1 protein-coding gene is annotated in these 10,243 nt (G+C 66.3%); it reads left to right on the forward strand.

From position 1 onward, the window contains the following. Positions 1 to 53: 53 nt before the first annotated feature. On the forward strand, positions 54 to 10,243 hold a 10,190-nt coding region (locus AC1DWT_RS46455; RefSeq protein ID WP_477925844.1), incomplete at its 3' end, for an amino acid adenylation domain-containing protein.

Consider the following 10,243-nt stretch of genomic DNA (forward strand, 5'->3'; position numbering starts at 1 on the left):
GGTTGACCGGTGCTCTTGATGTGGGGGCGTTGGTGGCGGGGTTGGGGGATGTGGTGGCTCGGCACGAGAGCCTGCGGACGGTGTTCGGTGAGGACGACGGTGTGCCGTTCCAGCGGATCCTGTCGGCTGAGCAGGTCGTCGCGGAACTGCCGGTTGAGGTGGTCGACGCCGGGGACGGCACTGCGATGGATGTGGTCGGGGAGGCTGCGGGACATCGGTTCGATCTGTCCGGCGAGATTCCGATTCGGGCAACGTTGTTGGAATGCGGTTCCCGAGAGCACATCCTGGTGTTGGTGCTGCACCATATCGCGGGGGATGGGGGTTCGTTGGCGCCGTTGGCTCGGGATGTGGCGGTCGCGTATGCGGCCCGCGCGGCGGGGCGGGCGCCGGGGTGGGTGCCGTTGCCGGTGCAGTATGCCGATTACACGCTGTGGCAGCGGGAGCTTCTGGGGAGCGAGGATGATCCGGGCAGTGTGCTGGCCGCGCAGGTGGAGTATTGGCGGGCCGAGCTGGAGGGGTTGCCGGAGTGCATCGAGTTGCCGACTGATCGTCGACGTCCGGCCGAACCGAGTTACCGGGGCGGGACCGTGGAGTTCGCGATCGAACCGGAACATGCTTCRGCAGTCACGGATCTTGCCCGCAGATGTGGGGCGACACGATCGATGGTGCTGCAATCCGTGCTCGCGGTGCTGCTCCACCGGCTCGGCGCGGGAGAGGATATCGCGATCGGTGGGCCGATCGCGGGCCGTACCGACGAGGCGTTGTCCGAGTTGGTGGGGTTCTTCGTGAACACSTGGGTGTTGCGGGTGGATGTGTCGGGGAATCCGCGGTTCGATCAGGTCCTCGACCGGGTGCGGGTAAAGGCTCTAGGTGCRTACGAGAATCAGGATGCGCCGTTCGAGCGGTTGGTGGAGTTGCTGAATCCGGTTCGYTCGACGGCGTATCATCCGTTGTTTCAGGTGTCGTTTGCGATGCAGGATAATGTGTTTCCCGATGTCGCGTTCCCAGGGTTGGAATGGACCACATTGCCGGCGCCGACGGGGACGTCGCGTTTCGATCTGTCGTTCACCGTCGCCCCCACCGAACGGCAGGGTCTGGCCGGAGTCATCGAGTACGCGAGTGACCTGTTCGACCGGGCGACGGTGGAGGGTATCGCGGCCCGGTACGTGCGGTTGCTCGAGCTGATCGTCGCGGAGCCGCAGGCGCGGATCGAGGGCTACGAGATCCTCGAGCCGGACGAACGCACACTCGTACTGGAGAGCTGGAACGACACGCGCGCATCGATACCGGACTCGACGATCCCAGTMCTGTTCGGTCAGCAGGTCGCCGCGACTCCGGACGCGGTGGCCGTGACGTTCGGTGACGAGAATTGGACCTACCGGGAGCTGAGCAGYCGAGYGAACCGGCTGGCRCRCCKKTTGATCGGTGCGGGTGTCGGACCGGAAGTGCTGGTGGCGGTCGCGCTGGAGCGGTCACCCGAGTTGATCATCGCGTTGCTCGCGGTCCTCGAGGCCGGCGGTGCATACCTCCCGATCGACCCGCAGTATCCGAGTGCGCGGACCGCGTTCGTCCTCGCCGACGCCGCTCCACTGCTGATCCTCACGGATACCCCCATCTCGAAAACACTGCCGGACAATGACATACCCCGGATACTCCTCGACGTCATCTCGGACGGGGACGGGCACGCAGAGGGATTCAGCCTCGACGACCGTGATCGCACCACACCACTGCGACCGGGCAACACCGCGTACGTGATGTACACCTCCGGATCGACGGGGACCCCGAAAGGGGTCGCCATCGACCACTCCAATGTCATCAACCTGGCGCTGCACGGATGGCCGGACGGACCCGGTGAGCGCGTGTTGCTGCATTCGTCGATGGCGTTCGATGCGTCCGCGTACGAGTTGTGGCCGACGCTGCTCGGCGGAGGCCAGGTGGTTGTCGCTCCGCCCGGGCCACTGGACATCGAGGTGCTCGAGCGGGTCGTCGCCGCGGCTGGTGTGACGTCGATGTTCCTGACGACCCCGCTGTTTCACCTGTTGAGTGATTCGGCGGACCATGCGCTGGGAGCACTCGACCAGGCACGGCAGGTGGTCACCGCGGGCGATGTGTTGTCGCCGAGCGCAGTCCGACGCGTCCTCGCTTGCCATCCTCGGATCACGGTGGTCAACGCGTACGGGCCGACGGAAACCACCGTGTGTGCCACCGCGTACTCGATATCGGGGTCGAAGGGCTTCGACGACCGGGTCAGCGTACCGATCGGAGTGCCGATCGGTAACGCCCTTGCACTCGTCCTGGGAACAGGGATGATGCCCGTCCCGGTGGGTGTCGTCGGGGATTTGTATATCGCCGGATCAGGGGTGGGCCGCGGGTACATCGGTCGGCGGGGGTTGACGGCGGAACGGTTCGTGGCGTGCCCGTTCGGCGAACCAGGCTCACGAATGTACCGCTCGGGTGATCTGGTGCGGTGGACGACCGACGGTGTCCTGGACTTCGTCGGCCGCGCAGACGAGCAGGTGAAGATCCGCGGAATCCGCGTCGAACCCGGAGAGATCGACACCGTGCTGGTCTCGCACCCCGCGGTGGGATCGGTGGTGACGGTGGACCGGGTAGGTCCGTCGGCGCAGAAGGTGCTGGTGTCATATGTGGTGCCGGCGCCCGGGGCCGAGGTGGACATCGAGGCGTTGCGGCAGTTGGCGGCGGGTCGTGTACCGGACTACATGGTGCCGTCGGCGATCGTCGTCGTCGACCGGATACCTCTCACACCGGTCGGCAAGTTCGACCGCGGCGCACTCCCCGATCCTGATCTCGCATCCGGCACTCCGTATCGGGCTCCACGATCCATTGCCGAGCAGACATTGGCGGCGGTGCTGGCCGACGTTCTGGGGGTCGATCGGGTGGGTGTCGACGACGACTTCTTCCGGCTCGGCGGGGACAGCATCATGTCGACCCAGGTGGTGTCGCGGGCGCGGGCCCGAGGTGTGCTGGTGTCGGCTCGAGACGTATTCGAGCGACGGACCGTCGCCGGGCTGGCCTCCGTCGCGAATCCGCTGAGGGATGAAGACTCTGTCATTTTCGAAGACGTGCCGTTACCGAGTCCGACTCCGGAACAGTTGTCCGCCGTCGAGGCGCGGTATCCCCAGGCCGTGGAGGTGTGGCCGCTCGCACCGCTGCAGACAGGTTTGGTCTTTCACGCGATGTTGGCGTCGGAATCGACGGATGTGTATGCGGTACAGACGGTGCTGGGTCTGTCCGGGCGGGTGCATGCCGACCGTGTGAAGGCCGCGGCGCAGGCGATACTCGATCGCTACGCGAATCTGCGGGTCGCGTTCCTCACCGACGTGGTCGAACCGGTGCAGGTGGTGCTCGAGGGCCTCGGGGTGCCGTGGTGGGAAGCCGACGTCAGTGGTGTCGATGCCGGGGAGCGAGACGACGAACTCGCACGCCTTCTGTCGGACGATGCGGCGGCCGGATTCGACCTGTCGGAACCACCGCTCCTGCGCTTCGGGTTGGTCACGATGGGCGACGGAGACTTCCGGCTGGTCTTCTCGTACCACCACGTATTGCTCGACGGATGGTCCATGCCGTTGCTGATGCGGGAGATGCTGACCGTCTACGGCGCCGGCGGCGACGGAGCGGTGCTGGAACCCGTGGTCTCGTATCGCCGGTACCTCGGGTGGCTCGCGACTCGGGATCGGCGGCGGTCGATTCAGGTGTGGGAGGAAGCGCTCGACGGCGCGGAGCCCGCTTTGCTCGCGACGAGGCGTCCGGAGTCGGCACGAGGATCGTCGGTGCTACGGCGTGAACTCGACGAGGGTTTGTGGTCGGGGATGCTGGAGCTGGCATCTCGATTGTCGGTGACGGTGAACACTGTTGTGCAGGTCGCGTGGGCGATCGTGCTGGGCATGCATACCGGACGCCGTGACGTGGTGTTCGGCGCGACGGTCTCGGGCCGGTCCGGACAGATTCCCGCCATCGAGTCGATGGTGGGCTTGTTCATCAACACGATCCCGGTGCGGGTCCGGGTGGATCCTCGGGAATCCATCGCCCGGTTGATGGCCCGGGTCCAGGCGGCGCAGGCGGAGTTGATCGAGCATCATGATGTTCCGTTGCCGGTGATCCAGCGGGTCACCGGCATGGGGGCGCTGTTCGACACCCTGACGGTGTTCGAGTCGTACCCGAACGATCGGCGGAGCCTGGACTCCCTTCTCGAGTCGATCGCCTCCCTCTCGATCACGTCCTTGGATTCGTATGGAGGAACGAACTATCCGTTGACCCTCGCGGTGGAAGCGGGTGAGCGGACATCCGTTTCACTGTGGCACGATCCGGGCCTGTTCGGCGACGACGAGGTGCAGGCGATCGCGGACAGGTTCCACCGGACCCTGGAATCATTGGTGGCTGCGCCCGACGCCGCGACGGGAGACATCGACCTTCTCTCCCCGGACGAACGAAACCTGCTGGTTCCCGTGCGTGGCGCGCCGGCGGAGGCGGTCCGGACACTGCCGCAGATCCTCTCTGCGGCAGTCGCACACGATCCGAGTGCGGTGGCGGTCGTGTGCGGGAACCGCTCACTCACGTACCGGGAGTTGGACGACGAGTCGAGTCGCATCGCACGGATGCTGATGTCACGCGGGGCCGGGCCGGAATCCGCGGTCGCCGTGGCCGTGCCGCGGTCGGTGGAGTCGGTCCTGGCGGTGTGGGCTGTGGCGAAGACGGGTGGGGCCTTCGTCCCGATGGATCCGTCGTATCCGGCGAGTCGGCTCGCGTACCTGATCACCGATTCCGCCGCGCGATTCGGAATCACGGTCGCCGAATGCGTCGGTACCCTTCCGAGAAACCTCGACTGGTGGGTGCTCGACGATCCGGTGGCGCGAGTCGAGTGGTCCACACGGTCGGCTGAATCGGTGATCGATGCGGACCGGATTACTCCATTGCGGGGCGATCATCCCGCGTACATGATCTACACGTCGGGGACGACGGGTGAGCCGAAGGCCGTCGTCGTACCGCATCGGGGACTGGGCAGTCTCGCGGCCGAGATGGCGGAGAGATTCGACGTCACGGCGGACGCACGCGTGCTGCAGGTGGCGTCGCCGAGTTTCGATGCCTCGGTGCTGGAGTATCTGCTGGCAACGGGTTCGGCAGCAACCATGGTGGTGGTCCCGGCGGGCGTGGTCGGTGGCGAGGACCTGGGCCGGATTCTCGAGAGTGCGGCGGTGACGCACGCGTTCCTCACCCCCACGATGCTGGCGACTGTACCGGTCGAGCGGATGTCGTCGGTGCGATGCCTGCTCACGGGTGCTGAGGCGGTGCCGGTATCGGTGGTGGAGTCGTTCGCTGCAGGACGGCGAATGCACGACCTCTACGGGCCGACCGAGGCGACGGTGGCGGTGGCGGCCTCGACGCCGTTACAACCGCGCGGTCCGGTGACTCTGGGCGGCCCGGTCCGGGGTACGTCCCTGGTGGTCCTGGACGCGTGGCTGCGCCCGTTGCTGGCGGGAGTCGCGGGGGAGTTGTATGCCGCGGGGGTCTCGCTGGCTCGGGGATATCACGATCGGAGAGGACTGACGGCGGAGCGATTCGTGGCGAATCCGTTCGGCGCGCCGGGCGAGCGGATGTATCGCACGGGCGATGTCGTGCGCTGGGTCGAAGGAGAGTCCGGTCCGGCGCTGGAGTATGTGGGGCGCAGTGATTTCCAGGTCAGGGTGCGGGGCCGACGGATCGAGTTGGGCGAGATCGACGCTGCGCTTGCCGGGCAACCCGGGATCGGATCCGCGGTGACGGTCGATCGGAAGGGCCCGTCCGGGCAGACGGTGCTGGTGTCGTACGTAGTCCCCGCACCGGGGGGCGAGGTGGACACCGATACCGTGCGGACGGTGGCGGCGGGGCGCCTGCCGGAGTACCTGGTGCCCTCCGCGATCGTGGTGCTCGAGAAGTTGCCGCTCACACCGGCAGGCAAGCTCGACCGCAGTGCGTTGCCGGAGCCGGAGTTCTCGTCGAGCAGGGCGTTCCGGTCGCCGCGGACCGAGACCGAGAAGATCCTCGCCCGGGTGTTCGCCGAGGTACTCGGGGTGGAGCGGGTCGGGATCGATGACGGATTCTTCGATCTGGGTGGCGACAGTATCCGGTCGATCCAATTGGTTTCGCGCGCGAAAGCCCTCGGTGTGCTACTCACGCCGCGGGATGTGTTCGAGCACAGAACTGTCGGCAGTCTGTCCGAGGCCGCAGTCCTGAATCGCGATTCGGATCACGTCGTGCTCGACGAGTTGCCCGGTGGCGGAGTGGGATCGATGCCGTTGACGCCGATCGGGCGGTTCCTCCTCACCCGGGGTGGTGGGTTCCGCCGATTCGCGCAGACGATGGTTCTGGAATTGCCTGACGGTATCGATCGGGCCGGTGTGGTCGCCACCATTGGCGCTGTCGTGGTCCGTCATGACATGTTGCGGTCGCGTCTGGTGACCGATGGCGCCGGGGAGCAGAAACTTCGGGTCGACCCGCCGGGTGCGGTCGACGTGGACCGTCTGATTCGACAGGTCGCCTGTGATGACGCACCGGGCGATCCGGGGTGGCTGCGGTTGGCATCGGCCGAGCTGGATGCGGCCCTGGGGCGGTTGGATCCGGCGGCGGGCGTGATGGTGCAGTTCGTGTGGCTGGACCGCGCGTCCGGTGACGGTGACGAGTTGGCGGATCGTCCGGGCAGGCTGCTGGTCGTGGCCCACCACCTGGTCATCGACGGCGTGTCGTGGCGAATCCTGATCCCGGACCTGGCGTCGGCATGGGCGCGGGTGTGTACCGGCGAACGCCCGGTACTGCCGGCGGGTGGGACGTCGATGCGGCGGTGGGCACACGGGCTGGTGGAGGAGGCGCTGCGGCCCGGGCGCGTGGCCGAGCTGCCGTTGTGGCAATCGATTCTGGAGGGCCCCGACCCGGAACTGGGTTCGCGCAGGTGCGACCCCGTCCTCGATGTCGCCTCCACAGTGCAACACGTGCGGACGCACGTTCCCGCAGATGCGACAGCGTCGCTGCTCACCACAGTCCCCAAGGTTTTCCGTGCCGGGGCCGGCGATGGTCTGCTGGCGGGGTTGGCGATGGCGTTGACCCGCTGGCGCCGCCGTCGTGGGGTGGTCGAACCGTCGTCGTTGATATCTCTGGAGAATCACGGTCGCGAGGAGCACGTCATCCCCGGGGCCGATCTGTCCCGCACGGTCGGCTGGTTCACGACAGCGTTCCCGATACGTCTCGACATCGCCGGCGCCGATCTCGACGAGGCGTTCGCCGGCGGTCCCGCTGCCGGCATCGTGATCAAAGCGGTCAAGGAACAGGTGCTGGCGCTGCCCGACCGTGGTATCGGCTACGGGCTGCTCCGGTATCTGAACGCGGACACCGCACCGGAACTCCAGAAGTATCCGGGCGGACAGATCAGTTTCAACTATCTGGGGAGGATCTCGGCCGCGGACGTTCCCGCGGAATTGCGTGACCTCGGCTGGATGCCCGCGAGCGAGGGGTCGGATCTCTCCGCGACGATGGATCCGGACCTGCCTGCGATGGCCGAAGTGGACATCAACGCCATGGTGACCGACGGTCCGGACGGTCCCCGACTCGGTGCCGTGTTCGGATTCCCCACGGGGGTGCTCTCCCGTGACGACGTTCGGGAACTTGCCGACCTGTGGTGCGACGCGGTCTCCGCACTGGCGCGGCACGTGCAGGGGCCCGGGGCCGGCGGACTGACACCGTCCGATGTGCCGTTGGTGTCGGTGTCGCAACGCGACATCGAGACGTGGGAGCACCGGTATCCGGGAGTGGTGGATGTGTGGCCGTTGACGGCGATGCAGTCCGGTCTGTTGTTCCACTCGGTTTTGGCCGGTGCTTCGTTCGACGCGTACACGACCCAGCTCGTTCTCCATCTCGGCGGGAGGGTCGATCCGGAACGGATTCTCGCTGCGGGACAAGCGTTGCTGGCTCGCCACGCGAACCTGCGGACCGCGTTCGTCGGCGATTCGGACACCGGTCCGGTGCAGGTCGTCCTCGACGCAGTCGCGTTGCCCTGGCGCGAGGTCGACCTGCGGAACGTTCCGGAGGGCACTCGCGACGGCGAGTTCGAACGTCTTCTCGTCGAGGATCAGGCCACACATTTCGACCCGGCGACGCCGCCGCTGATCCGATTCACTCTGGTGACGTTGGGACGGGATCGATTCGAGCTGGTGATCACCAATCATCACGTACTGCTCGACGGGTGGTCGATGCCGCTGCTGGCCGAGGAACTACTCGCGCTGTATGTCTCGGGCGGCGACGCCGCCGCGCTACCGAAGGCTACCGGGTACCGGAATTTCCTGGTCTGGCTGGCCGAGCGCGACCGCGCCGAATCTTCTCGAATCTGGGCGGAGGCCCTCGCCGGGGTGGACGAGCCGACCCTGCTGGTGTCCTCGCACTCGAAGCGGGAATCCGCGTCGGAGGAAGTGCAGGTGACGGTTGACGTACCTGCCGACCTGTCCGCGAGGTTGTCGGTGCGGGCCACCGAACTGGGCGTCACGCTGAACACTGTCGTTCAGGGAGCGTGGGGGATTCTGCTCGGACAGTGGTGCGCGCGAAGGGATGTCGTATTCGGGGCGACGGTCTCCGGCCGCCCGGCCGGTCTGGCCGGCGTCGAGTCGATGGTGGGCTTGTTCATCAACACCGTGCCGGTGCGGGTGCAGTCCGTACCGGGCGACACGGCTGCAGAGGTGCTGACCCGGTTGCAAGAGCAGCAGGCCACCTTGTTCGACCATCACTACCTCGGATTGACGGAGATCCACAAGGCCGCCGGGGCGCGAGAACTCTTCGACACCCTGGTCGTGTTCGAGTCGTACCCGGTCGATCGTGCCGCGTTGGCGGCCGCAATCCCCGTCGACGGACTAGTCGTCACCGGTGTCCGAACGATCGACGCGTCGCACTACCCCATGACTCTGATCGCGAGAGTCGATTCCCAATTGCGTTTGACGGTGGCGTATCTGCCAAACCTGTTCGGCGCCGCAGCCGTCGACAGCATCGCCCGGACGCTCATCCGCATCCTGCGGACAGTCGCGGACGACCCTCAGGTCCTCGTGGACCGTATCGACATCGTCGAACCGGGCGAGCGACGGTTGGTCTTGGAGACGTGGAACGACACCGCGGTCCCTGTGCCGGATGTGACACTTCCCGGCCTGTTCGAACGCCAGGCCGCCATCACACCAGATGCGGTGGCCCTGACGTCCGACGACGAGCAGTTGACGTATCGAGAGTTCGAAGAGCGAGTGAACCGGTTGGCGCGGAGGCTGATCGCGCAGGGTGTCGGTCCGGAGTCTCTGGTCGGCGTCGCCGTGCGACGCTCGATCGACCTCGTGGTGGGAATCTACGCGGTCGTCACGGCAGGTGGAGCGTACGTACCGATCGACCCCGACTATCCCGGCGAACACATCCGACACATGGTGGAGTCCGCGGCGCCGGTGTGCGTGTTGACGCGATCGACTGATCGCACAGAGGTCCCGGGCATCACCGTGATCGAGATCGATGGCCGACAAGGATCTGAGATCGACTCCCCACCCGTCCGCGATGACGAGCGCATCAGCCCGTTGAGGCCGGGTAACACGGCGTACGTGATCTTCACGTCCGGGTCGACAGGTCGACCGAAGGGGGTCGCAGTCAGCCACTCGGCGATCGTGAATCAGTTGCTGTGGATGCGGGACCATTTCGGCTTCGACCACGATGACGTGGTGTTGCAGAAGACGCCCGCAACCTTCGACGTGTCCGTGTGGGAGATGTTCCTGCCACTGCAGGTAGGTGCGCGGCTGGTGATCGCGAAGGCCGACGGACACCGCGATGCGAGTTATCTCGCGGAGACGATCAGATCGGAGAAGATCACCACCGGCGACTTCTCTCCGTCGATGCTCGCAATGGTCCTGGAGCGACTCGAGCCGGCTGACTGCGACTCGCTTCGACGCGTCTTCTGCGGCGGCGAAAACCTGTTGGCCGCGACGGCACACCATTTCATGGAGCACAGCGGCACACCGTTGCACAACCTGTACGGGCCCACCGAAACGGCCCTCCAGGTTTCCCACCATCGATGCGGCCCTTCGATTGACACGAGCGCGCCGATCGGTGCGCCGGTGTGGAATACACAGGTGTTCGTACTGAATGCGGGGCTCCGGCCGGTTCCGGTGGGTGTGGTGGGGGAGTTGTATATCGCCGGGGTGCAGTTGGCGCGTGGGTATTTGGGTCGGCCGGGTTTGAC

Source organism: Rhodococcus sp. P4_B6, from assembly GCF_056402215.1.